Origin of the sequence: Pseudomonas sp. PKS, assembly GCF_051913525.1 — a bacterium.
GTDB lineage: Bacteria > Pseudomonadota > Gammaproteobacteria > Pseudomonadales > Pseudomonadaceae > Aquipseudomonas > Aquipseudomonas guariconensis_D.
In genome coordinates, this window is record NZ_JBEGDO010000012.1 from 75114 (window position 1) to 96458 (window position 21345).

The 21345-nt window shown below is 64.6% G+C and carries 20 protein-coding genes; 7 read left to right on the forward strand and 13 right to left on the reverse strand.

Features of this window, described 5'->3' with window-relative positions; translation table 11 throughout:
• Genes bioC through bioB form a run of 4 tightly spaced genes read right to left on the reverse strand, consistent with a single transcriptional unit; the run spans position 1 to position 3774 of the window.
• Positions 1 to 825, reverse strand: a complete 825-nt coding sequence (gene bioC / locus ABOA88_RS14215; RefSeq protein ID WP_196167854.1) for a malonyl-ACP O-methyltransferase BioC — start codon at positions 823 to 825, stop codon at positions 1 to 3.
• Positions 818 to 1549 (reverse strand): alpha/beta fold hydrolase, encoded by a 732-nt coding sequence (locus ABOA88_RS14220; RefSeq protein WP_367850655.1) that lies wholly within the window; start codon positions 1547 to 1549, stop codon positions 818 to 820. The genes bioC and ABOA88_RS14220 overlap by 8 nt, the downstream gene beginning before the upstream one ends.
• Positions 1542 to 2714, reverse strand: coding sequence for an 8-amino-7-oxononanoate synthase (gene bioF / locus ABOA88_RS14225; protein ID WP_367850654.1), 1173 nt, complete (start codon positions 2712 to 2714; stop codon positions 1542 to 1544). Before bioF ends, ABOA88_RS14220 begins: the two co-directional genes overlap by 8 nt.
• Before the next feature lies 1 nt (position 2715).
• Entirely contained in the window at positions 2716 to 3774 is a 1059-nt protein-coding gene (bioB, locus tag ABOA88_RS14230; protein ID WP_367850653.1) for a biotin synthase BioB, read from the reverse strand.
• An 89-nt stretch (positions 3775 to 3863) separates the two neighbouring features.
• Between bioB and ABOA88_RS14235 the strand changes: the two genes are divergently transcribed.
• From ABOA88_RS14235 to rarD, 4 genes are all read left to right on the forward strand, one after another.
• The gene (locus tag ABOA88_RS14235; RefSeq protein WP_367850652.1) at positions 3864 to 4601 is read left to right on the forward strand and encodes a double zinc ribbon domain-containing protein; all 738 of its coding nucleotides are present in this window, start codon (positions 3864 to 3866) and stop codon (positions 4599 to 4601) included.
• Positions 4602 to 4697: 96 nt separating this feature from the next.
• The gene (locus ABOA88_RS14240) at positions 4698 to 5462 is read left to right on the forward strand and encodes a TOBE domain-containing protein (protein WP_367850651.1); all 765 of its coding nucleotides are present in this window, start codon (positions 4698 to 4700) and stop codon (positions 5460 to 5462) included.
• 72 nt (positions 5463 to 5534) lie between these two features.
• Positions 5535 to 6509, forward strand: coding sequence for a serine/threonine protein kinase (locus tag ABOA88_RS14245; protein WP_070571965.1), 975 nt, complete (start codon positions 5535 to 5537; stop codon positions 6507 to 6509).
• A gap of 63 nt (positions 6510 to 6572) precedes the next feature.
• Complete coding sequence (rarD, locus tag ABOA88_RS14250) at positions 6573 to 7460, forward strand: EamA family transporter RarD (RefSeq protein ID WP_090346268.1); 888 nt, start codon at positions 6573 to 6575, stop codon at positions 7458 to 7460.
• 238 nt (positions 7461 to 7698) lie between these two features.
• Here rarD and ABOA88_RS14255 read toward each other — a convergent pair whose 3' ends face one another.
• On the reverse strand, positions 7699 to 8217 hold the full coding sequence (locus ABOA88_RS14255; RefSeq protein ID WP_196167861.1) for a glycine cleavage system protein R: 519 nt from the start codon (positions 8215 to 8217) through the stop codon (positions 7699 to 7701).
• Positions 8218 to 8680: 463 nt separating this feature from the next.
• On the opposite strand from ABOA88_RS14255, the gene ABOA88_RS14260 reads away from it, so the two are divergent.
• On the forward strand, positions 8681 to 10858 hold the full coding sequence (locus ABOA88_RS14260) for a malate synthase G (RefSeq protein ID WP_367850650.1): 2178 nt from the start codon (positions 8681 to 8683) through the stop codon (positions 10856 to 10858).
• A gap of 33 nt (positions 10859 to 10891) precedes the next feature.
• Here the strand turns inward: ABOA88_RS14260 and ABOA88_RS14265 are convergent, their stop codons facing one another.
• Positions 10892 to 11341: a response regulator gene (locus tag ABOA88_RS14265; protein WP_230387537.1), complete on the reverse strand. Its 450-nt coding sequence runs from the start codon at positions 11339 to 11341 to the stop codon at positions 10892 to 10894.
• A gap of 214 nt (positions 11342 to 11555) precedes the next feature.
• Between ABOA88_RS14265 and ABOA88_RS14270 the strand changes: the two genes are divergently transcribed.
• Together ABOA88_RS14270 and ABOA88_RS14275 are read left to right on the forward strand one after the other, a co-directional pair.
• Positions 11556 to 13493 carry a DUF294 nucleotidyltransferase-like domain-containing protein gene (locus ABOA88_RS14270; protein WP_070571968.1) on the forward strand — a complete coding sequence of 646 codons (1938 nt, stop codon included), beginning with the start codon at positions 11556 to 11558 and terminating at the stop codon, positions 13491 to 13493.
• Positions 13490 to 14203 carry a 3'-5' exonuclease gene (locus ABOA88_RS14275; protein ID WP_367850649.1) on the forward strand — a complete coding sequence of 238 codons (714 nt, stop codon included), beginning with the start codon at positions 13490 to 13492 and terminating at the stop codon, positions 14201 to 14203. Before ABOA88_RS14270 ends, ABOA88_RS14275 begins: the two co-directional genes overlap by 4 nt.
• 12 nt (positions 14204 to 14215) lie before the next feature.
• Here the strand turns inward: ABOA88_RS14275 and ABOA88_RS14280 are convergent, their stop codons facing one another.
• Genes ABOA88_RS14280 through waaF form a run of 7 tightly spaced genes read right to left on the reverse strand, consistent with a single transcriptional unit; the run spans position 14216 to position 21185 of the window.
• Positions 14216 to 15658, reverse strand: a complete 1443-nt coding sequence (locus ABOA88_RS14280; protein WP_196167865.1) for a lipopolysaccharide kinase InaA family protein — start codon at positions 15656 to 15658, stop codon at positions 14216 to 14218.
• Positions 15658 to 16410 (reverse strand): lipopolysaccharide kinase InaA family protein, encoded by a 753-nt coding sequence (locus ABOA88_RS14285; protein ID WP_367850648.1) that lies wholly within the window; start codon positions 16408 to 16410, stop codon positions 15658 to 15660. The genes ABOA88_RS14280 and ABOA88_RS14285 overlap by 1 nt, the downstream gene beginning before the upstream one ends.
• The gene (locus ABOA88_RS14290) at positions 16407 to 17150 is read right to left on the reverse strand and encodes a lipopolysaccharide kinase InaA family protein (RefSeq protein WP_196167867.1); all 744 of its coding nucleotides are present in this window, start codon (positions 17148 to 17150) and stop codon (positions 16407 to 16409) included. Before ABOA88_RS14290 ends, ABOA88_RS14285 begins: the two co-directional genes overlap by 4 nt.
• The gene (rfaP, locus tag ABOA88_RS14295; protein ID WP_043212621.1) at positions 17150 to 17956 is read right to left on the reverse strand and encodes a lipopolysaccharide core heptose(I) kinase RfaP; all 807 of its coding nucleotides are present in this window, start codon (positions 17954 to 17956) and stop codon (positions 17150 to 17152) included. The genes ABOA88_RS14290 and rfaP overlap by 1 nt, the downstream gene beginning before the upstream one ends.
• Positions 17953 to 19077: a glycosyltransferase family 4 protein gene (locus ABOA88_RS14300; RefSeq protein WP_196167868.1), complete on the reverse strand. Its 1125-nt coding sequence runs from the start codon at positions 19075 to 19077 to the stop codon at positions 17953 to 17955. Before ABOA88_RS14300 ends, rfaP begins: the two co-directional genes overlap by 4 nt.
• Complete coding sequence (gene waaC / locus ABOA88_RS14305; RefSeq protein ID WP_196167869.1) at positions 19077 to 20135, reverse strand: lipopolysaccharide heptosyltransferase I; 1059 nt, start codon at positions 20133 to 20135, stop codon at positions 19077 to 19079. Before waaC ends, ABOA88_RS14300 begins: the two co-directional genes overlap by 1 nt.
• Complete coding sequence (gene waaF, locus ABOA88_RS14310; protein WP_196167870.1) at positions 20136 to 21185, reverse strand: lipopolysaccharide heptosyltransferase II; 1050 nt, start codon at positions 21183 to 21185, stop codon at positions 20136 to 20138.
• Positions 21186 to 21345 lie beyond the last annotated feature (160 nt).

The following is a 21345-nucleotide window of genomic DNA, read 5'->3' on the forward strand; positions in this document are numbered from 1 at the left end:
TTATGCCTCGTCCGCCAAGGGTTTGCGCAGTACGCCATAGACCACTTGGTAGGTGGCCGGCAGGCCCTCGGGCTGACGGAAGCCTTCATAGGCCTGCAACAGGCCCTGCATCCGCGCCCGCCCGGTCAGGCCCGAAGGCCGCCCAGGGTTGAGATTGTGCGCCCCCAGGGCCTTGAGCTCGTGGGTCAGGCTGCGCACGTCCGGGTAATGCAGTACATGCGGGCGACGCTCCAGGCCAAGCACCTGCAGGCCACTCTGGCCACACAGCCGCTGATAGTCCTCCAAGCGTCGGAAACGATTGACGTGGACCAAGCCGTCCACTACCTGCCAACTGGCACGCAGTTCATCGAGGGTGCCGACGCACAGGCTGCTGAATGCCAGCACCCCGCCCGGCCGCAGCACACGGCGGGCTTCGCTCAGCACGCTGCCGAACTGGTCGCACCATTGCACCGCCAAGCTGGAGAACACCAGGTCGACACTGTCATCGCGCAACGGCAGCCGCTCGGCATCGCCCGCCACATGATGATGCGCCCCACCCTGTTCACGGGCATGGCGCAGCATGCCTTCGGCGATGTCCACCGCCACCCCAGTGGCAGCGCTGAAGCGCTCGGCCAGGGCGCGACTGAAATGCCCCGTGCCACTGCCCAGGTCAAGCCAGCGCGCAGGCTGCAGATCGGCAGGCAGCTGGCCGAGCAGCGCCAGCCCCACCGCCCGTTGCAGGGCCGCTACGCTGTCGTAGCTGGCTGCGGCGCGGGAGAACGAGGCCGCCACCTGGCGCTTGTCCGGCAGGGTGCCGGGCAGGGTCGGACGGGAAAGGTCAGTCATCGCCACTCTCATGCAAGAAACTCTTGATGCCCGCCGCCAGCTCCTGTGGATATTCCAGCAGGAAGGCGTGGGAACTGTCTTCGACCAGGCCGACTTCCACATCCGGCAACAACTCGCTCAAGGCCTTGGCTGCCTCCGCCGGCACCAGCGCATCGCTGCCGGCGAACAGGTGCAACTGCGGCCCGCCGTACTGCTCCAGGGCATTGCGGGTGTCCAGCTTGGCCAGGACTTCCAACCCTGTGGCCAGGTAAAGCGGATCGGTGTCCGGCACACCGACACCCAACTGGCGCAGTAGCGTGCGCGGCATCTGCGCACCATCGCTGCACAGGCTGCGAAAACGCTTGAGGGTCACCTGGGGATGGCTGCGACAGCCATCGAGGAAAGTGCCGAAGGTGTCCACCGCCATGCCATGGGACCAATCAGCGCGCTGGACGAAGCTCGGATTGCTGCCGAGCGTCACCAGACCACAGCAGTGATCGCCACGCTTGTGCGCCAGGGCACTGGCGAGCATGCCACCGAACGACCAGCCGCCCAGCCAACTGTCGGTGGGCAGCTTGCGGTCCAGGTAATCGACCCAGGCCTGGACATCGGCATCGGCGAGCTCCGGCAGCGGCATCAGCTCGACCTGCAGACGCGAATCCTGGGCCCTGAGACTTGCAGCCAGGGGTTCAAGTGCAGCAGTGCCCAGGCCCCAGCCGGGCAAGAGGATCAGTCGGTTACGCATCGGCGGACTCCAGCAGTGGGTAACACTCGGCCAATGCATTCAACAATAGCTGGACCTGCGCCTCGCTGTGGGCCGCGCTCAGGGTCACGCGCAGGCGTGCGCTACCGGCGGGGACGGTCGGTGGGCGGATCGCGGTCACCAGCAAGCCCCGCTCACGCAGCATCCGGGACAACTGCAGGGCGCGTGGGCTGTCGCCGATCAGGATCGGCTGGATCGCGGTCGGGCTGTCCATCAGCGCCAGCCCGATCTGCTCGGTGCCCTCGCGGAACTGACGGATCAACGCCGCCAGATGCTCGCGGCGCCAGGTCTCGCGGCGCAGCAGCTCAAGACTCTTGAGCGTGGCGCAGGCCAACGCTGGCGGCTGGCTGGTGGTGTAGATGTAGGGACGGGCGAATTGCACCAACGCCTCGATTAGCTCCTCGCTGCCGGCCACGAAAGCGCCGGCGGTGCCGCACGCTTTGCCCAGGGTGCCGATCAGCACCGGAACATCCTCAACGCCCAGGCCGAAATGCTCGACGATGCCGCCACCCTGGGCACCGAGCGTGCCCAGTCCATGGGCGTCATCGACCATCAGCCAGGCGTCATGAGCACGGGCGGCCTTGGCCAGCGCAGGCAGGTCGGCCAGGTCGCCGTCCATGCTGAACACGCCATCGGTGACCACAAGCGTATTGCCGGTCGCCCTCTCCAGGCGGCTGGTCAGGCTGTCGGGGTCGTTGTGCAGGTAGCGGCTGAAACGCGCACCGCTGAGCAGGCCGCCATCGAGCAGCGAGGCATGATTGAGACGGTCCTGCAGCACCGTGTCGCCCTGCCCCACCAAGGCAGTGATGGCGCCCAGGTTGGCCATGTAGCCGGTGGAAAACAGCAGCGCGCGTGGCCGTCCGGTCAGTTCGGCCAGGGCTTCTTCCACCTGGTGATGAGGCGTGCTGTGGCCGACCACCAGATGCGAGGCGCCTCCTCCCACGCCCCAGCGCTCGGCGCCTGCACGCCAGGCGGCGATCACTTCCGGGTGGTTGGCCAGCCCTAGGTAATCGTTGCTGCAGAAGGCCAAGAGCGGCTGGCCATCGACCACCACCTCCGGCCCCTGGGGGCTTTCAAGCAACGGCCGCTGCCGGTACAGATCCGCGGCGCGTCGTTCGGCCAGGCGCGTCGCAAGGTCGAAAGCCATGTCAGGCCTGTGCTGCGTCGTAGAACAGCTCGCTGCTGCGTTGTTCGACCAGTGCCTGCTCGATAGCCGCCTGGTGCACTTCATCGGCGTGCTCTTCACGCGCTTCGGGCTGGATGCCAAGACGGGCGAACAGTTGCATGTCCTTGTCAGCTTGCGGGTTGCCGGTGGTCAGCAGCTTCTCGCCATAGAAGATCGAGTTGGCGCCAGCCATGAAGGCCAGGGCCTGCATCTGTTCATTCATCTGCTCGCGGCCAGCGGAGAGACGCACGTGGGACTTGGGCATAAGGATGCGCGCTACCGCGAGCATGCGGATGAAGTCGAACGGGTCGACGTCTTCTTCCTCGGCCAGCGGCGTACCGGCGACCTTGACCAGCATGTTGATCGGTACCGACTCCGGATGCTCCGGCAGGTTGGCCAGCTGGATCAGCAGGCCGGCGCGGTCATCGAGCGACTCGCCCATGCCGAGGATGCCACCGGAGCAGATCTTCATCCCGGCATCGCGCACATAGGCCAGGGTCTGCAGACGCTCGGCGTAGGTGCGGGTGGTGATGATGCTGCCGTAGAACTCCGGCGAGGTATCCAGGTTGTGGTTGTAGTAGTCCAGGCCGGCCTCAGCCAAGGCCTTGGTCTGCTCCTGATCGAGCTTGCCGAGGGTCATGCAGGTTTCCAGGCCCATGGCCTTGACGCCTTTGACCATCTCCAGGACGTAGGGCATGTCCTTGGCCGACGGGTGCTTCCAGGCCGCGCCCATGCAGAAGCGGGTGGAGCCGATGGCCTTGGCCCGAGCGGCTTCTTCCAGCACCTTCTGCACTTCCATCAGCTTCTGTTTTTCCAGGCCGGTGTTGTAGTGGCCGGACTGCGGACAATATTTGCAATCTTCCGGGCAGGCGCCGGTCTTGATCGACAGCAGCGTGGAAACCTGCACGCGGTTTGGGTCGAAGTGCGCGCGGTGCACGGTCTGCGCCTGGAACAGCAGGTCGTTGAACGGCTGTTGGAACAGGGCCTTGACCTCGACCAGGGACCAGTCGTGACGTGTTGTTGCAGTTGTGCTGGCGCTCATCGGTGTTTCCTTGTTTAGGCTCTTGCTGGCGCCGGGACAGGAAAGCCCGCCAGCGCATCACGGATAGATCGCATACTCATGGAAGGCCCATGCACTGTCAACCACTCGCAAAACACTTGGTTTACAAGTGTATAAATATTAGCCAGCACTGTTTACTCTGTGACGAGCCCGCCGACCAGGCCTATACCCTGTGTACCGAATGCGAACACGCGCTACCCTGGCTGGACGATCACTGCATCCGATGCGCCCTACCCCTGCCGATGGCCGGTTTGACCTGCGGCCAATGCAGCCGCTATATGCCGGCCTTCAACCACGTCGTGGCGCCCTGGTACTTCGGATTTCCCATCGACACGCTGGTGAGCCGGTTCAAGCATCACAGCCAGTGGCCGCTTGGCCGATTGATGGCCCGTTTGCTGGGCCAGGCGCTGTCGCATCGCTTCGCCGAGGGGCTGGCAAAACCTGACCAGTTGTTACCCGTACCCCTGACCGCTCGTCGACTGCGCCGACGAGGGTTCAACCAGGCTGCCTTGCTGGCACGGTGGCTATCCGCGCAAGTGAACATCCCCTGCAACGAGCAGTTGCTGCGCCGGACCCGCGACACCCCTGCCCAACAAACCCTTGGCGCCAAGGCCCGGCGGCGCAACCTGCGCCAGGCGTTCGGGCTTGCACCCGATGCGCGGCTCGATGGCCTTCACCTGGCCATCGTCGATGACGTGTTGACCACCGGCGCCACCGCCCAGGCCATCGCCACGCTGCTGCGCAAAGCCGGTGCCCGCCGGGTCGATGTGTATTGCCTGGCGCGCACGCCCAAACCAGGGCAGGTGTGAGCGGTGCTGGCACCTGCGCAGGGAGGGCACCTTGTCTTGACTTGCCGGCAGGCCACCGGCACCGTCACAGCATCTTCACCAAGACCGACGTCCGTCATGTCACTACCTGCCCTGCTCACCCAGCACATCGCCCGTCGCCCTCAGCGCATCGCCTTGCTGCAACATGTCGCCGAACAAGGTTCGATCACCCGCGCTGCCAAGGCCGCCGGCATCAGCTACAAAGCTGCCTGGGACGCTATCGATGAGCTCAACAACCTGGCCACCCAACCCCTGGTGGAGCGCAGCACGGGCGGACGTGGGGGTGGCGGCGCGCGTCTGTCGGCCGAAGGCGAGCGGGTATTGCGCCTGTATCAACGTTTGCAAACCCTGCAGGCCCAGTTGCTGGACGCCGCCGAAGAAAGCAGCGACCTCGATCTGCTCGGCCGCCTGATGCTGCGTACCAGTGCCCGCAACCAGCTGCAAGGACGCATCAGCGGATTGCGCCGCGAAGGGCGGCACGACCGGGTCAGCCTCGATCTCGGCGGCGGGCTGCAGATCGAGGCACTGATCACCCGAGGCAGCACCGAGCGTCTGGAGCTGACGCTCGATGCCACCGTGGTCGCGCTGCTCAAGGCCGGCTGGGTGCAATTGCTGGTCGAGGGCGATCACGTCGAAGCAGGGAGCAATTGCCTGAAGGCCACCGTCGAACACGTGCTGACCGATGAAGACGGGCCCAGCGAGGTGCGGCTGGTGCTGGGTAACGGGCAGACCCTGTGCGCCTTTGCCGACGAGCACTGGCTCGAACAGCATCAGCTGGGCGCCGGTAGCCAAGTGCGTGTGCAGTTTCATCCGTCTTATGTGTTGCTGGGGGTTCCGGTGTAACAGGGTCAGGGCAGCCCCAGGCCAACCTGCGCTACCATGGCACCTTATCCTGCCGCCGTGCCCGGAGCCTTCATGTCCCACCCCTTCGACACCCTTACCCCCGACCTGGTCCTGGACGCCGTGGAAAGCCTGGGCTTTCTCAGCGATGCCCGGGTGCTGGCCCTCAACAGCTACGAGAACCGGGTCTACCAGGTAGGTATCGAAGGCGCGCAACCGCTGATCGCCAAGTTCTACCGCCCCGGACGCTGGACGGACGATGCGATCCTCGAGGAACACCGCTTCAGCGCCGAACTGGCCGAATGCGACGTTCCAGTGGTAGCTCCCCTGCTGCACGAAGGTCGCAGCCTGTTCGAACACCAGGGCTTTCGTTTCACGCTGTTTCCTCGCCGAGGCGGCCACGCCCCGGAGCCGGGCAATCTCGATCAGCTCTACCGCCTGGGCCAACTGCTCGGGCGCTTGCACGCGGTAGGCGCTGCCCGCCCCTTCGAGCACCGCGAAGCGCTGGCGGTGGATAACTTCGGTCATGCCTCGCTGCACACCTTGCTCGAAGGCGACTTCGTCCCCAACGAACTGCGACCAGCTTTCGAATCCGTTGCCCGCGACCTGCTGCAACGGGTCGAACGCCTCTACGCCCGCACCCCGCATGAAGTGATTCGCCTGCACGGCGACTGCCACCCAGGCAACCTGATGTTCCGCGACGAGGCCTTCCATATCGTCGACCTGGATGACTGCCGCATGGGCCCTGCGGTCCAGGACCTGTGGATGATGCTCGCCGGCAGCCGCGAGGAGCGCATGGGCCAGTTGGCGGAGCTGATCGACGGCTACAACGAATTTCACGACTTCGACCCGCGCCAACTGGCCTTGATCGAACCGCTGCGTGCCCTGCGCCAGCTGCACTACAGCGCTTGGCTGGCCCGGCGCTGGGACGACCCGGCATTCCCGCCGAGCTTCCCCTGGTTCGGCCAGCCGCGCTACTGGGGCGATCAGATCCTCGCCCTGCGCGAACAGATCGCAGCGCTCGATGAAGAACCACTGAAATTGTTTTAGAAGCGACAGGTGGTCTGTCTACAATAGGCGTGCAGTATTTAGTTACCTAAGCAAGGACTCTCCATGCACGCCGCCAACCCGCGCCGCGGGTACATCCTGGGCCTGAGCGCCTACATCATCTGGGGCCTGTTCCCCCTGTACTTCAAAGCCATCCAGAGCGTCCCGGCGGTGGAAATCATCGTCCACCGCGTACTCTGGTCGGCGCTGTTCGGCTCGCTCCTGCTGCTGGTCTGGAAGCACCCGGGCTGGTGGCGCGAACTGCGTGAAAACCCGCGGCGCCTGGGCATCCTGGCCCTGAGCGGGGCGTTGATCGCCGGCAACTGGCTGACCTATGTGTGGTCGGTGAACAACGGACGCATGCTCGAAGCCAGCCTGGGTTACTACATCAACCCCTTGGTGAACGTCCTGCTGGGCATGTTGTTGCTCGGCGAGCGCCTGCGTCGCCTGCAATGGCTGGCAGTGGGCCTGGCGGCGGTGGGTGTGGCCCAGCAGGTGTGGCAAGTCGGCAGCCTGCCTTGGGTGTCGCTGGTGCTGGCGTTGTCGTTCGGCTTCTATGGCCTGATCCGCAAACAGGCACCGGTGGCAGCCCTGCCTGGCCTGGTGGTGGAAACCTGGATGCTGGTGCCCCTGGCTGCCGGTTGGTTGCTCCTCAACCCAGAGGCGACCAGCGCCCACGCCAGCTTCTATACCAGCAGCGAAGCCCTCTGGCTGATGGCAGCCGGGCCGGTCACCCTGGTTCCGCTGGTGTGCTTCAACGCCGCCGCGCGTCACCTGCCCTACACCACCCTGGGCTTCCTGCAGTACCTGGCGCCGACCCTGGTTCTGCTGCAGGCGGTACTGCTGTTCGGTGAACACCTGTCGTCCAGCACACTGCTGGCGTTCGTCTTCATCTGGGCAGGCCTGGCCCTCTACAGCGTGGATGCCTGGCTGAGCCTGCGCAAACGCGCCTGATCAAAAAACGAACAAACCGCTGCAAGCCACGTATGGCGTGGCCTGCAGCGATGTCTCCAAAGGTTATCCACACCCTCGTCCCCGCGCTTTGTGCACAACACACTGAAATCTGGACATTTTTTGCTCAAAGCGCCAGAAGCCCTGACAGGCCTGGGCTACAGCGGTGCGCCCCCAGGTTATCCACAGCGCCGCCCCCACGAATCTGGGATAACCCTTCCACGGGATTACCCGCCAGCATTCACTCTTCGGGCCGCAACTTCAGCTCGACCATCAGATCATCCGCCAGGCTCTCCAGCCGCCGTTGCAGGTCATCCAGCGATAACGTCAGTGGCAGCGCCAACAATGCATCGGCGCAGAACAGCGGCTCGCTGCTCATCGGCGCCGGGCGCACCTCGGTCGTGAAGCGCTCCAGATTCACGCCCTGCTCGGCCAACAACCGGGTGATGTCGCGCACGATCCCGGGGCGGTCGTTGCCCACCAGCTCCATGGCGATCGGTTTCCAGGTGCAGGAAGGCTCGATGCCGCTCTCGGCGATCAGCACGCGAATGTCGTGGCTGGAAAGCTTGTGCAGGGCCTCCACCAAATCGTCATAGGACTCGGCCGGCACCGCCACACGCAGGATCCCGGCAAACTGCCCGGCCATCCGCGACATGCGACTCTCCAGCCAGTTACCGTTATGCTCGGCAATGCATTGAGCGATACGCTCGACCTGCCCGGCTTTATCGGGGGCAATCACTGTCAGTACGAGATGGTCCACGGGGCCGCTCCTGAGCTCTGCTGTTGGGTCTGGGACACCGCTGCGCGCGGCGAAATACGGGGGCATCGCCTCAGTATAGGCAAGGCGCGGCAACCTGCCGCAGGGCGGTTCGCACAACTAATCGTGTACTGTTTCAAGATTTATCTGGAACAATCCACCTGTTTTTTGCGAACATATCCTCTCCCAGCGTGACCATACGCGACCGATTGGTCGCACAACGACGCTTTTAGTCTGATTTTCACCGGCCTACTGCCTCATGTAGTATGCCTCGGTGCGGACTACAAAACGTCGATTGGATGTCTGCCAAGGCGCCTGTGAAAATACGCAACCCGCCCGCCAGCCCGTCTGGCGAGCCGCACCCAGCCGCGCTCATATGATGAGGGCAAGTACTGGTGCCGTGTTTAGAGAAGCGCTACAGGCTTAATACAGAAGAGCGAAATAGCTGAGCAGAGTGAGGCAAGCAATGACTGGATACGTTCAAGTCGGTGGCCTTCAGGTCGCCAAGGTCCTGTACGACTTCGTCAACGACGAAGCCATTCCAGGGACCGGCATCGTCGCCGAGCAGTTCTGGGCGGGTGCGGAAAAGATCATCAATGACCTCGCTCCAAAGAACAAAGCCCTGCTCGCCAAGCGCGACGAACTGCAAGCCAAGATCGATGCCTGGCACCAGGCACGCAAAGGCCAGGCCCATGACGCCGCGGCCTACAAGCGCTTCCTCCAGGAAATCGGCTACCTGCTGCCACAAGCCGAGGATTTCCACGCCACCACCGAGAACGTGGACGAAGAAATCGCCCACATGGCCGGCCCACAGCTGGTCGTACCGGTGATGAATGCCCGCTTCGCCCTGAACGCCGCCAACGCCCGTTGGGGTTCGTTGTACGACGCACTTTATGGCACTGACGCCATCAGCGACGAAGGCGGCGCCGAGAAAGGCCAAGGCTATAACCCGGTCCGTGGCAACAAGGTCATTGCCTTCGGTCGCGCCTTCCTCGACGAAGCCGCGCCCCTGGCTGCCGGCTCCCACGCCGACTCCACCGGCTACCGCATCGACGGTGGCAAGCTGATCGTCGCTCTCAAGGGCGGCAGCAACAGCGGCCTGCGCGATGACGCCCAGCTGATCGGTTTCCGGGGTGACGCCAGCACCCCGACCGCCATCTTGCTCAAGCACAACGGCCTGCACTTCGAACTCCAGTTCGATGCCAGCACCCCGGTCGGCAGCACCGACGCCGCCGGCGTGAAGGACATCCTGATGGAATCGGCCCTGACCACCATCATGGACTGCGAAGACTCCGTCGCCGCGGTCGATGCCGATGACAAGGTCGTGGTCTACCGCAACTGGCTGGGCCTGATGAAAGGCGACCTGTCCGAGAGCGTGACCAAAGGTGGCAAGACCTTCACTCGCACCATGAACCCTGACCGCGAGTACACCGCGCCCGCCGGTGGCACCGTCACCCTGCACGGTCGTTCGCTGCTGTTCGTGCGCAACGTCGGTCACTTGATGACCAACCCGGCGATCCTCGATGCCCAAGGCAACGAGATTCCCGAAGGTATCCAGGACGGCCTGTTCACCAACCTGATCGCCCTGCACAACCTCAAGGGCAACACCAGCCGCAAGAACACCCGCACTGGCAGCGTCTACATCGTCAAGCCGAAAATGCACGGCCCGGAGGAAGTAGCCTTCGCCGCCGAGATCTTCAGCCGCGTCGAAGACCTGCTGGGCATGAAGCGCAACACCGTCAAGGTCGGCATCATGGACGAGGAACGCCGTACCACGGTCAACCTCAAGTCCTGCATCAAGGCTGCTGCCGAGCGCGTGGTATTCATCAACACCGGCTTCCTCGACCGTACCGGTGATGAAATCCACACTTCCATGGAAGCCGGTGCCGTGGTGCGCAAAGGCGCCATGAAGAACGAGAAGTGGATCGGCGCCTACGAGAACAACAACGTCGACATCGGCTTGGCCACGGGTTTGCAGGGCCGCGCCCAGATCGGCAAGGGCATGTGGGCCATGCCGGACCTGATGGCGGCCATGCTCGAGCAGAAGATCGCTCACCCACTGGCCGGCGCCAACACCGCCTGGGTACCATCGCCGACCGCCGCCACCCTGCACGCCCTGCACTACCACAAGGTCAATGTGCAGGAGCGTCAGCGCGAGCTGGCCAAGCGCGCACCGGCTTCGGTGGACGACATCCTGACCATTCCGCTGGCGGCCGACACCAACTGGTCGGAAGAAGAGATCCGCAACGAGCTGGACAACAACGCCCAGGGCATCCTGGGTTACGTGGTCCGCTGGATCGACCAGGGTGTAGGCTGCTCCAAGGTGCCGGACATCAATGATGTCGGTCTGATGGAAGACCGCGCCACCTTGCGTATCTCCGCCCAACTGCTGGCCAACTGGCTGCGCCATGGCATCGTCAGCCAGGCGCAGATTCTGGAAAGCCTCAAGCGCATGGCAGCGGTGGTCGACAAGCAGAACGCCGGTGACGCCCTGTACCGCCCGATGGCACCGAACTTCGATGACAACATCGCGTTCCAGGCCGCTATCGAGCTGGTCATCGAAGGCACCAAGCAGCCGAACGGCTACACCGAGCCAGTGCTGCACCGTCGTCGCCGCGAGTTCAAGGCACGTAACGGGCTGTAAAACCTTTTGGGGCCGCTCTGCGGCCCCAATGCTTTACTCGATCCCCAATTCCTTTCTCACCAGTTCCAGCAACCTGTCCAGGTCCACCGGCTTGAGCAGGAAATCCACCACCCCCAGGTGCATGACGTCCACCGCCTCCTTCACATCAGTGTCGCCCGACACCACGATGATCGAAAGTGCCGCGCATGCCGACTCGCGTACCAGCCGAATCAGTTCCAGCCCGTCCTTGGGCGCCATGCGCAGGTCGGTGATCATCAGGCCGATGTTAGCCCTGCGCTTGAGCAGACCCAGCGCCGCCTGGGCTCCATCAGCAGTGATGCAGTCGATGCCCTTGGATTTGAGGTAAAGGCACAACGCTTCGCGGTTCGCGACATCATCGTCCACCACCAGCACCCGTTGCGACGGCGCCGGCGGAGCGGTCAGCGTGGCCAATGCCTCGCGCTCGTCGTCACTGAGGATGTCGTCATGCTCAGCCATGGTCATCTCGTCAAAAAAATCCCGTTCTAACAGTTCAGACCGCAAAACAATGCTATGCAAGGCACCTTTCGTCGTCTATTTGACACCCAGACGCCTTCCATTCAGGGCATGCCGCACCTTATAGACTTACGTCCAATGGGCACCGCAGGCCCAGCGGCCGACCATGGAGCCTTAGAACAACAGGGCCTGCGCCTAGTGCCCCCTACATGCGGTCAGTTCCATGAGCAAGAAGGACGCCTACAGCCAGGCCGGCAGAACGGCAGTGCTGCAGAACATCCAGGGTACCCTGCAGTTCCTGCAGCGCTTCCCGCCGTTCAACCAGATGGAGCCCAGCCACCTGGCTTACCTGGTGGAACAGTGCCAGCTGCGCTTCTACGCCAGCGGCGAGAGCATCATCAAACCGGCCGACGGCCCGGTCGAACACTTCTACATCGTCAAGCAAGGCCGAGTGGTCGGCGAGCGCCAGCACGTCACCAAGCCGGGCATGGAAACCACCTTCGAGATCGCCAGTGGCGAGTGCTTCCCCCTGGCGGCGCTGCTGGGCGAGCGCGCCACCCGCACCGAGCACCTGGCCGGTGAGGACACCTTTTGCCTGCAACTGAACAAGAGCGCGTTCATCCGCGTGTTCTCGTTGTCCGAGCCGTTTCGCGATTTCGCCTTGCGTGGCGTCAGCAGCCTGCTCGACCAGGTCAACCAGCAAGTGCGCCAACGCGCCGTGGAAACCCTGGGGACCCAGTATTCCCTCAACACGCCGCTAGGCGAGCTGGCCATGCGTCACCCGGTGGTGTGCACGCCGGACACCCCTTTGCGCGAAGCCGTGGGGCTGATGCACGAGCAGCAGGTCGGCAGCATCGTCATCGTCGACCCACAGCGCTTCCCTCTCGGCATCTTCACCCTGCGTGACCTGCGCCAGGTGGTGGCCGACGCCAGCGCCGAACTGACCGCGCCGATCGAGCGCTACATGACCGCCCAGCCGTTCTACCTCAGCCCCCAGGCCAGCGCCTTCGACGCCGCCATGGCCATGACCGAACGGCATATCGCCCACGTCTGCCTGGTGGATAACCAACGCCTGTGCGGCGTGGTGTCCGAGCGGGACCTGTTCTCCTTGCAACGGGTCGACCTGGTGCACCTGGCCCGTACCATTCGCCACGCCCCACGCCTGGAGAACCTGGTATCGCTGCGCGGCGAGATCGGCCAACTGGTCGAACGCATGCTTGCCCATGGCGCCTCTTCGACGCAGATCACCCAGATCATTACCCTGCTCAACGACCATACCGTGTGCCGGGTGATCGAGCTGGCCCTGGCCGAACGCGGCGACCCGGGCGTGCCGTTCAGCTGGCTGTGCTTTGGCAGCGAAGGCCGCCGCGAGCAGACCCTGCACACCGACCAGGACAACGGCATTCTCTTCGAAGCCAATGACGCCGCCGAGGCCGAGGCGATTCGCGCCCGACTGCTGCCGCTTGCCCAGTACATCAACCAGTGCCTGGCCCAGTGCGGCTTCACCCTGTGCAAAGGCAATGTCATGGCCGGCAACCCCGAGTTGTGCCTGTCGCGCAGCGAATGGGCGCGCCGCTTCGCCGGCTTCATCCGTGAGGCCAGCCCCGAGAATCTGCTGGGCTCGAGCATCTACTTCGACCTGCGGGTGGTCTGGGGCGACGAACAGGGCTGCGAACAACTGCGCCGCGGTATTCTCGAGCAGGTCGCCGACAACCGCATCTTCCAGCGCATGATGGCCGACAACGCCCTGCGCCAACGCCCGCCGGTAGGGCGCCTGCGCGAGTTCGTGCTGACCCGTCAGGGCAACGACAAGGCCGCGACCCTCGACCTCAAGGTCCAGGGCCTGACACCCTTCGTCGATGGCGCACGCCTGCTGGCGCTGGCCAATGGCATCAAAGCCTGCAATACCCTGGAACGTCTGCGCCACCTGGTAGCCCGAGGCATCATCGAGCCACTGGATGGCGCCGCCTACGAAGAGGCCTACCACTTCATCCAGCAGACCCGCATGCAACAGCACCAGCGCCAGAGCCGCGACAACCTGCCCTACTCCAACCGGCTCGACCCAGACAGCCTCAACCACCTGGACCGACGCATCCTGCGTGAGTCCCTGCGCCAGGCTCAGCGCCTGCAAAGCAGCCTGGCCCTGCGGTACCAGTTATGAGCCTGTTCGCCTGGCTGCGACCGGCCCCGCCGTCGCTGGACGCCGACCTGTGCCAGCGCATTGCGCGCCTGCCCAAGACCGCGCCGACACTGGGCGTGCTGTCGTTGCGCGAGCAGCGCTGGGTAGTGCTGGACCTGGAAACCAGCGGGCTGAACGTCAACCGCGACCAAGTGCTGTCGATCGGTGCAGTAGCCATCGAGGATGGCGCCATCGATTTTCGCCAACAGTTCGAGCGCACCCTGCACCGCCCGGCGCAGAAGACCAACCCCAGCGTCCTGATTCATGGCCTGGGCCCCAGCGCCCTGGCCGCTGGCTGCGACCCGGCTACCGCCCTGCTCGACTTGCTGGAATTCATGGGCGACAGCCCCGTGCTGGCGTTCCACGCGCCCTTCGACCAGCGCATGCTGGCCCGCGCCCTGAAGGACAGCCTCGGCTATCGTCTGCAGCATCACTTCTTCGATGTGGCCGAAATGGCACCGATGCTCAACCCTGATACCGTGCTGCGCGAAGCCAGCCTGGACGACTGGATCGCCCGCTTCGGCCTGCAGGCAGAAGAACGCCACCACGCCAGCGCCGATGCCCTGGTCACAGCCGAACTGGCCCTCATCCTGCTCAGCCAGGCCCGCCGCCAGCAGCTCGACAGCCCCTTGCAGTTGAACCTGCGTCTGCAGCAGTGGCGTCGGCGCAAGACGCAGCAATACAGCTTGTAGCCTTCGTACCGCCTACTGATCGATGCGCGGCAACACCGCATCCAGCCGCTGGTGCAACGCGCTGCTGCTCGGCCAGTTGCGCAACATCCGCGCCCGGTCACGGGCATAGGCCGGGGCGAAGCTGAGCTGGGTGGCGTGCTGGCACATGGCATCCAGGTCGATCAGCGACCATTTACCGTCCTGCCAGAACAGATTGTGCCCCTTTAAATCGCCATGGCTGATGCGCTCGTGAATCAGTTGCTGCATCAGGTGCACCAATGCCTGCACCTGTTCCTCAGGCGCCTCGCCGCTCTCGACGTAAGGCTGGAAACATTCGATCAGGTCCGGCCCGTCGGCATACTCGGTGACCAAAAAGGCTCGGCTGCGCAGGCCCATGACCCGCTCCTCCAACACTGCCAGCGGCCGCGGCGTGGCGATGTCGAGAAATGCGAGACGGTGCCCTTCGATCCAGGAGTGCCAAGCGCGGCTGGGGCGCCAGAAGCGCTTGAACCAGTGGGCGGTGTTCTTGATGTTGTAGCGCTTGAGCACCAACGTGCGGCCATCGACCTCGATACGCGCCACGCTGGCCGCACCGCCGGTCTTGTACAGATGCCCCGCATCGATCAACGCATCGGCGTTTTGCAGTACCGGCAGCATGGCTGGCACTTCGGCGCGACGAATTGCGCGCAGGCCCGAGAGGCTGCGCTCGACGCTGAACAGTGTGCACTCGCGCCCGGCCTTTTCCAGGTAATCCTTCAAGCGCCAGTTGCGCACCTTGTCGATCTGCTTCTGCAAGGCTTCCAGCGGCAGGGCATGCTCGGCATTGGCCAACAAGTAATGGACCAGCAGTTCTTCGATGAACGGCTCCAGGCGCTTGGGCAACTGGGCGAAGAACACGCCGAGGTTTTCCAGCACCCGCTGGCGCGACAGTTGCTGCCCTGGGGTCTCGGCCTTGATGCCGCCTCCGTCGATCAAGTACAGCTGACCGCCATGACGCAGCAGGTTGTCCAGGTGCAGGTCTTCTTGCCACAGGCCCTTGGCGTGCATGTGTGCCACGGCGGCGAGCGCTTCGCCCAGCACCTGCTGCTGCGCGTCGGCCAGCACCGGCAGGTTCTCCACCGCCGCCCAGGCGTCGCCCAGGCTCTGGGCATCTTCGAGGAACTCGAACAACAACCAGCCGCCTTCGCCTTCCTTCAGGCCATCGGCCAACAATTGGGGTGTCGGCAGGCCTTGGCCGGCGAGCAACCTCACACCTTCGAGTTCGCGCTGGAAGTGTCGGGCGGCATTGCCGCCGACCAACAGCTTGGCCAGCACCGGCGTGCCACGCCAGATACCGGCACCGACATAGCGCTGACCCGGCAGCACGCGCAGCAGACTGAGCAATTGCAGGTCCGCGCTGCCGGCCGCATCGGCCAGGGTCACGCTCAGCGGTAACGACGGGCTGCGCCCGGCGCTTTGGAGTTCAGACAAACGCATCAACGCGTCTCCTTTTCACGGCGACGACGCACCAGGCGTTGCAACCAGGTGTCGACCAGGCTGCTGTCGACAGGCTGCTCGAGGTAGGCCGCCAGCAGGCTGCGCACGTCCGCCTCGCCCCAGGCGCAGGCACGGCGCAGCAAGGGTTCCAGGTCCTTGAGCCGGTCACGCATGCCCATTAACAGCGGGCGGGTCTTCTCTAGGTCGATCAACTGGGCCTGCCAGCCTTCGCGACGCTCACGCAGGAAGATGTGCTTGGGGTAGAAACAGCCGTGCACCTGGCCTGCCGCGTGCAGGGTGCGGGCCAGCTGGCCACAGGCCTTGAGGATACTCTCGCGCTGCCCGGTCGCCAGTTGCGGCCACTGGGCCAGCAGGCTGTCCAGGTCGCGCCAGTCATCCAGTGCTCGGGTCATGAGAATGGCGCGGTGCTGGCCGTTGCCCTTGCGTTCACCATAGAACACCGCCTGCAAGGCGGGAATCTTGAGTTTCTGGTAACGGCTGATGTTGCGGAACTCGCGGGCGAAGGTCGGCTCGCCAAACGGCCGGTGCAGGGTCCGCGTGAGGTAGTTGCTCTGACGCTTGAGGTAAAACCCCTTGCCTTCGAGCTCTAGGCGAAACACGCTGCTCCAGCCGCCACGGCCGGTGTTGGGCTCGTCCACGGCTTCGAGCTGCAGCGCCCACAGCGCCTCGAAGTCATTCAGCCCGTGACGTTGCAGCAGCGCCTCGTCGGCGCTGGACAGGTAATCGGTCATTCCCTTCCCTCGAAGAAGCTCACCACCTCACGGATCCGTCGCTTGTCCCTGGAATCCAAGCGCTGGTGACCGCGATACTGCAGGTAAAAGCGCAGGCGCTGGGTTGCCGACAGGTGGTATTTGGCGACCTTGTCCAGGCACGCCAGGTCCTTGATCAAGCGGTGGCGCAGCATCAGGGCACGGCAACCCCGCCAGAAGTCGCCGGTCGGGCAATCGATGAAGAACAACGTCGCCTTGTCGTCCACCAGCAGGTTGCGCCACTTCAGGTCGTTGTGGGCGAAGTTATGATCGTGCATGACCCGGGTATGCCTGGCCAATTGGCGGCTGACATGGTCGACCCAGGAGCGGTCGGCCAGACGCGGGTCCTTGCGTTCGGCCAGGGCGGACAGATCCTCGGTATTGGGCAGCTCGCGGGTGATCATCGCGCCGCGGCCAAAACCCAGGCCGTTGCGTTCCAGGCCCCAGGCCACCACTTCGGCGGTAGGGATTCCCCATTTGGCAAATTGCTTGAGGTTCTGCCACTCGGCCTTGATGCGCGGTCGCCCCACGTAGCGACGCAGGGCCTTGCCGGCACCGGTGTAGCGTTTGACGTAATAGTTGACCCCATCCCGCTCGATGCGCACCACTTCGCTGAGCGGGTCACGGGTGAGGCGTTCACCTTGAAGGGCGAACACCGCATCGAGACTGCCGAAATCCGCCGCCAGGCCTTCGTAGCCTGGTGCCAGTGTCCAACCCGCCATCAGAGCGCATCCCCATAGCGTTGCTTGCGATCGTAGAGTTTCTGCGCCTTGCGCTCGAGCCAGGCGAGCAGCGCGGCCTCATCGGCCAACACCTGGCGCAACGGGCGCTGGAAGTACCCACGCAAGAAGCGCAGCTTGTCGCGGCGCGTCAGGCCGATGTCCAGGGCTGAGAAATACAGGGCAGCCAGGTCCTTGTCGCGCCAGCGGCGGGTGATCTTGTCACGGGTCTGGGCCCGGTGCAGGTCGATTACCGACAGCTTGAAATCTTCCGGCGTCACTGGTCGATCGGTGTGCAGCAGGAAGTGGCAGATGTAGCAGTCGCGGTGGTTGACCCCGGCACGGTGCATGCCGCCAGTCATCTTCGCCACCTCGGCGATCAAGGCCCATTTCAGGCGCGCCTGGGGCGGCTGCTTGACCCAGTCGATGCTGAAGTCTTCCAGGCTGATGGTCGGTGCCAGCTCTTCGGTGACGATGAACGAATGCTGACTCGCCGGGTTGCTGCCGCGCTCGCCGTAGGCTACGGCGGTCATGGTCGGCACGCCGGCTTGGTGTAAACGCTGGATGGCGCGCCACTCCTGGCCGGCGCCGAGGACCGGCAGCTTGGCGCTGAACAGGTTCTTGAAGATCTCACCCCAACCTATGCCGCGGTGGATCTTGACGAAGTACCCCTCGCCCTCGACCTCGGTGCGCAGCGTGCGGCGGCCTTCCAGTTCACGGAACACCTCGCCCTGCAGGGCCTCCACGGCCTCGAAGGGGTCGCGCCCGGCCCACAGGCGCTTGAACGGCTCGGCCAGTATCAGCTTCATGCCTGCTCCTGCCCGAGGATCACGTCGGCGGCGTGCTGCGGCATGCTGTAAAGGTCCGCGGTATCGGCGAAGGCCAGCCCGTTGCGCGCCCAGGCGGCACGCGCCTGGCCGTCTTCGAGCATGCGTTGCAGGTAACGGTTGAGCTGCTCCTGCTCGAACGGCTCGTCCAGCACCAGGCCGCTGTCGGCCTCGGCAATGTAATGGGCATAGCCGCACACTTGGGAAACCAGCACCGGCAGGCCGGCCACCAGGGCCTCCAGCAGCACGGTGCCGGTGTTTTCGTTGTAGGCAGGGTGAATCAGCAAATCGGCCCCGAGCAGGAAGCGCGGGATATCGCTGCGTCCCTTGAGGAACTGCACCTGCTCGCCCAGGCCCAGCGTGGCGCTCTGCAACTGGAACACCTTCGGATCGTCCTGGCCGATGACCATCAGCCGGGTACGCTTGCGCAGCGCCGAGGGCAACGCCGCCAGCGCCTTGAGGCTGCGGTCCACGCCCTTGGTCTTGAAGCCCGAGCCGATCTGCACCAACAGCAGATCGTCCTCGCCCAGCCCGAACTCCTTGCGGAACTCCGCGCGGATCGCCTCGGCGTCGGCCGGGCGTCGGCGGTCCTGGGAAATCCCCGGCGGCAACAGGTGGAAGCGCTCAAGCGGGGTGCCGTAGTGCTTGATGAACAGCGGCTGCTGTACCTCCGAGATCATCAGCACCTCGGTGCGGGCGTCCTTGGCGAACACGGCGCGCTCGTACTCGGCAAAATGCCGGTAGCGGCCCCAGCGGCGGTACAACCCGCCGCGCAAGGTCTGGGCCTTGTCCTCGAAGCAGCCGTCGGCGGCGTAGTAGACATCCAGCCCCGGCATCTTGTTGAAACCGATCAGGCGATCGACCGGGCGCTTGGCCAGGTCCGCAGCCATCCAGGCACTGAGCTTCTCGTTGCGGCGATGGTTGAACAGTGCCTTGACCGGCGCCACCAGCACCTCGAAGCCCGGCGGAATGTCGCCTTCCCAGATCAACGTGTAGACACGGATCTGGTGGCCCCGCTTCTGGCACTCCAAGGCAATGCGCATGAAATCGCGCTGCAGCCCGCCGAAGGGGAAATATTTGTAAAGCACGAAAGCCAGTTGCATCAACGAACATCCTCAGCCAGCAGCAGCGCGCTCAAGCGGCTCGCCACATGCTCGGGATTCAGGCGAGTGAAGCACAGCGGCCACTCGCGTTTGAGATCGAACCGGCGCAAGTCCTCCGCGCTCGGTTTGTAGGTGCACTTCTTCTGCAGGCAGGGCGCGCAGGGGAAGTCGCTGGCCTGGTGGACCTGCACACGCCCGTAGGCGCCGGTCAGGCCAGGGTTGGTCGGGCCGAACAGGGAGATGGTCGGCACATCCAGTGCCGCCGCCAGATGGCCCAGGCCGGTATCCACCGCCACGCAGGCCTTGGCCGCCGCCAGTACGCGGGCAACACCCGCCAGGTTCAACTTGGGCAGGACTTCGCAGTTCTTCAAGCCCTGGGCGATGCGCTCGGCGCGGGCTTTCTCGACCGGGTTGCCCCAGGGCAGGCGAACCTGCAGGTTGCGCCGGCCCAGGCGCTCGGCCAGCTCACGCCAGTAGGCCTCAGGCCAGTGCTTGGTGGCCCAGGTGGTGCCATGCAGGAACACCACGTACGGCGCGGCAGGCGGCAGTTGCAGGCGATCCAGGTCCAGGCCGTAGCGGCCGAGGCCTTCGGGCAGGTCATAGGCCAGGGCCAGGGCGAACAGTTGACGCACCCGCTCCACGGCATGCTGACCGACGGCGACCGACAACCGTCGGTCATAGAAGCGGCTGGCCCAGCCTTCGCGCGCGGAGTAACGGTCGAGCCCCGCCACCGGCGCCTTTACGTAGCGCGTCAGCCAGGCCGATTTGACCAGGCCTTGGGCGTCGATCACCAAGTCGTACTTGCGCGCGCGCAGGCGTTGTTTGAACGCCTTCCATTCGCCGCTTTTGATCGTCTGCCAGAGATTCTTGCGCCAGCGCCGGATCGCCACCGGGATGACCTGGTCAACCGCCGGGTGCCAGCTAGGGATCTCGGCGAAACCTTCCTCCACCACCCAGTCGAAACGGATACCAGGGAGAGCGTGGGCGGCGTCGGTGATCGCGGGCAGCGTGTGAATCACGTCGCCCAGCGAAGATGTCTTGATGATCAGGACCCGCACTTAGTCGACCTCGGCCAGGACATCGATCAGGTTCGGCCCACCCAGGTGCGTGAGCGCGGCGATCACTTTGCCGGGCTCGAGCAGACGCAGGCAGTTGTAGTGACCGAAGCGGCAGGTGCGATCGAAGCAAGGACTGCATTCGATGCCCAGGCGCACGATCTCCACCTGTTCGGCCAAAGGCGGGGTGAAGCCCGGCGAGGTGGAGCCGTAGACGGCCACCAGCGGGCGATTCAAGGCGGCGGCCACGTGCATCAGCCCGGAATCGTTGGACACCACGGCATCGGCGCAGGACAACAGGTCGATGGCTTCGGCCAAGGAAGTTTCCCCTGCGAGGTTGTAGGACTCCTCGCGCAACCCTGGAATCAGCCGATCCCGGATCGACTCACCCACCGGATGGTCGTTCTTCGAGCCGAACAGCCACACCTGCCAGCCCTGACGGATCATCGCGTCAGCGACCTCGGCGTAGTGCTCGGCCGGCCAGCGCTTGGCCTCGCCGAACTCGGCGCCTGGACACAGCGCCAGCACCGGTCGGTCAAGCGCCAGGCCGAACTTGGCCAGCGCCGCGTCACGGCTCTGCGCTTCGATCCGCAGGCTTGGGCGTGGATAAGGCTGTGGCAGCTCGGCCCCTGGCGCATAGGCCAGGGCCATGAAGCGCTCGATCATCAGCGGGTAGCGGGTTTTGTCCAGCTTGCGCACATCGTTGAGCAGGCCGAAGCGCATTTCGCCGCGCCAGCCGGTGCGCTTGGGGATGCCGGCGAAAAACGGCACCAGTGCCGATTTCAGCGAATTGGGCAGGAGGATCGCCTGGTCATACTGGCCCGCCAGGGATTTGCCGATGCGCCGGCGCGTGGCCAGCTCCAGCGCGCCATGGCCGAGCGGGAAGCTCAGGGCCTGGCGCACCTCGGGCATGCGCTCGAGGATCGGCCGGCTCCACTCAGGGGCCAACACATCGATCACGCATTCGGGGTGCTGCTGCTTCAGGCACTGGAACAAGGTCTGCGCCATCACCATGTCGCCGACCCAGCTGGGCCCAATGATCAGTATTCTCATGCTTAGTCCAGAAACGCTCGGGGAGGCTCAGCGTTGGCCTGGCCTCCCCTCTTTATATTCAGGCTATGTGGCGGACAGTGTAACACCCAGGCATTTCTGCCGCTGATCGCCCCGGGGGGAGCGGGCTCACCAGCGAACACGGGCGATGCTCGTGCCAGCC

Coding starts and splice junctions, on each gene's coding strand:
- rarD (WP_090346268.1), top strand. CDS start 6,573: ATGCACGCCGCCAACCCGCGCCGCGGGTACATCCTGGGCCTGAGCGCC.
- waaF (WP_196167870.1), bottom strand. CDS start 21,185: ATGAGAATACTGATCATTGGGCCCAGCTGGGTCGGCGACATGGTGATG.
- ABOA88_RS14300 (WP_196167868.1), bottom strand. CDS start 19,077: ATGCAACTGGCTTTCGTGCTTTACAAATATTTCCCCTTCGGCGGGCTG.
- rfaP (WP_043212621.1), bottom strand. CDS start 17,956: ATGAAGCTGATACTGGCCGAGCCGTTCAAGCGCCTGTGGGCCGGGCGC.
- ABOA88_RS14285 (WP_367850648.1), bottom strand. CDS start 16,410: ATGACCGATTACCTGTCCAGCGCCGACGAGGCGCTGCTGCAACGTCAC.
- ABOA88_RS14270 (WP_070571968.1), top strand. CDS start 11,556: ATGAGCAAGAAGGACGCCTACAGCCAGGCCGGCAGAACGGCAGTGCTG.
- ABOA88_RS14260 (WP_367850650.1), top strand. CDS start 8,681: ATGACTGGATACGTTCAAGTCGGTGGCCTTCAGGTCGCCAAGGTCCTG.
- ABOA88_RS14275 (WP_367850649.1), top strand. CDS start 13,490: ATGAGCCTGTTCGCCTGGCTGCGACCGGCCCCGCCGTCGCTGGACGCC.
- bioC (WP_196167854.1), bottom strand. CDS start 825: ATGACTGACCTTTCCCGTCCGACCCTGCCCGGCACCCTGCCGGACAAG.
- ABOA88_RS14245 (WP_070571965.1), top strand. CDS start 5,535: ATGTCCCACCCCTTCGACACCCTTACCCCCGACCTGGTCCTGGACGCC.
- ABOA88_RS14240 (WP_367850651.1), top strand. CDS start 4,698: ATGTCACTACCTGCCCTGCTCACCCAGCACATCGCCCGTCGCCCTCAG.
- bioB (WP_367850653.1), bottom strand. CDS start 3,774: ATGAGCGCCAGCACAACTGCAACAACACGTCACGACTGGTCCCTGGTC.
- ABOA88_RS14220 (WP_367850655.1), bottom strand. CDS start 1,549: ATGCGTAACCGACTGATCCTCTTGCCCGGCTGGGGCCTGGGCACTGCT.
- bioF (WP_367850654.1), bottom strand. CDS start 2,714: ATGGCTTTCGACCTTGCGACGCGCCTGGCCGAACGACGCGCCGCGGAT.
- ABOA88_RS14290 (WP_196167867.1), bottom strand. CDS start 17,150: ATGGCGGGTTGGACACTGGCACCAGGCTACGAAGGCCTGGCGGCGGAT.
- ABOA88_RS14280 (WP_196167865.1), bottom strand. CDS start 15,658: ATGCGTTTGTCTGAACTCCAAAGCGCCGGGCGCAGCCCGTCGTTACCG.
- ABOA88_RS14235 (WP_367850652.1), top strand. CDS start 3,864: ATGCACTGTCAACCACTCGCAAAACACTTGGTTTACAAGTGTATAAAT.
- ABOA88_RS14265 (WP_230387537.1), bottom strand. CDS start 11,341: ATGACCATGGCTGAGCATGACGACATCCTCAGTGACGACGAGCGCGAG.